The sequence below is a fragment of the Thauera aromatica genome, from assembly GCF_023093595.1.
In the GTDB taxonomy this organism is placed as follows: domain Bacteria; phylum Pseudomonadota; class Gammaproteobacteria; order Burkholderiales; family Rhodocyclaceae; genus Thauera; species Thauera aromatica_A.
Genome location: NZ_JALLIK010000034.1, coordinates 1 through 1648, shown reverse-complemented (window position 1 = coordinate 1648; position 1648 = coordinate 1). Strand labels below are relative to the sequence as shown.

Below are 1648 nucleotides of genomic sequence, written 5' to 3'. Positions count from 1 at the left end.
CCTAGAAACCTCAGTTGGTGAGGTGCAGTTTGCCCGTAATACTGGCAGGCTAAGGGTTTGGCGTTGATCAAGGAAGTCACCCGATGGGTGAGTCGAAATTGAAGCGTTCGGGAGCCGAGGAAATGCTTTTGTCGTGTGCCGGGGTGCAGACGGCAGGCGGGCGGGTGCAGGTTCGCTGGGAGGCCGACGGTGCGTCCACGCCGATGGGGCAACTGGCGTACTTCATCGAGTTTCTGACGCTGACCGGGTTGTGGTCGGGCTGGCAGGAGCGGTGTCCGCTGTCCTACACGAGCCCAAACGCACCGAGCAAGGCCGACGTGCTGGGTACCTGGATGCTGTCGATCCTGTCGGGCCACCGGCGCTACGCGCACGTCACGACGATTCGCTGCGACGGGGTCAATCCGGGGCTGCTGGAGATGAACAAGGTGATCAGCGAGGATGCGCTGCGCCGGGCGTTATTGGCAATCCCTGAAGAGGCTGGCGTGGGCTGGCTCGATGCGCACCTGCGCGAGAGTACCGCGCCCTTGCTCGATGTGCCGTGGATACTGGATATCGACACGACGATCAAGCCACTCTATGGAAAACAGGAAGGCGCGGTGGTGTCGTACAACCCGAAAAAGCCCGGCCGCCCCTCGCACAGCTACCACACCTACCTGATGGCCGGACTGCGTCTGGTGATGGGCGTCGAGGTCAAGGCGGGCAACGAACACTCGGGCAAGCACACCCTGCCAGGCTTGCTGCGGCTGCTCGATGAACTACCCGCGCATCAAAAACCGAAGCTGGTGCGCGGTGATTGTGGGTTCGGCTCGGACGGCATCATGTGTGAGCTCGAGACACGCGCACAACCGTATCTGTTCAAGCTGCGCCTGTCGAAGAACGTCAAGCGCCACATCGAGCGCCTGTTTCAGGTGTCGGGTTGGACGGATGCGGGCCAGGGCTGGGAGGGAATCGACAGCACGCTGGCGCTCACCGGCTGGGAAGACACGAGACGGGTGGTTGTGCTGCGTCGCCCGCTCAAAGGCGAGATGGTCCTGGCCAACGAGGACGACGGTCAGCTGCTGTTGGGCTTCATCGAGGCCGACCGCAAGGCGGGCAAGCGCATCACCGGTTATGAATACGCGGTGCTGGTGACCAACCTCGATCACGAGATCCTCAGTCTCGGACAGTTATACCGCGATCGGGCCGATGCGGAAAATGTCTTCGACGAGTTGAAAAACCAGTGGGGCTGGGGCGGCTTCACCACGCACGACCTGCATCGCTGCCAATTGTCGGCGCGTGCGGTGGCGCTGATCTACAACTGGTGGAGTCTGTTCGTGCGTCTGGCCAATCCCGAAGCCCGGCTCGAGGCCATCACCAGTCGGCCCTGGTTGATGTCCGCAGTCGGCCGACGGACCGAGCATGCGGGTCAGACCACGATCACGCTGACCGGCCAGCATGCCTATTTCGACAAGGCCCGGCAGGTACTCACGCGCGTGTCTGGCCAGCTTCACGCCTGGATGAGGGAGGCTGCGGAGCAGTTCAAACCCCGCTCGGTCTGGATGCGCTGCTGTGAGCAGCTCAAGCGCACGCTGGCAGCCATCGGGCCACCGAACCCCCTCCGTTTGCTGGCTGATCATGCAGATGGGCTGGGGTAACTGCCGGATTTAGG

1 protein-coding gene is annotated in these 1648 nt (G+C 62.7%); it reads left to right on the top strand.

Annotated features, from left to right (window positions below):
- Nucleotides 1-83: 83 nt before the first annotated feature.
- The gene (locus tag MXC99_RS00410) at nt 84-1634 is read left to right on the top strand and encodes a transposase (RefSeq protein WP_247723672.1); all 1551 of its coding nucleotides are present in this window, start codon (nt 84-86) and stop codon (nt 1632-1634) included.
- The last annotated feature ends 14 nt before the right edge of the window (nt 1635-1648 follow it).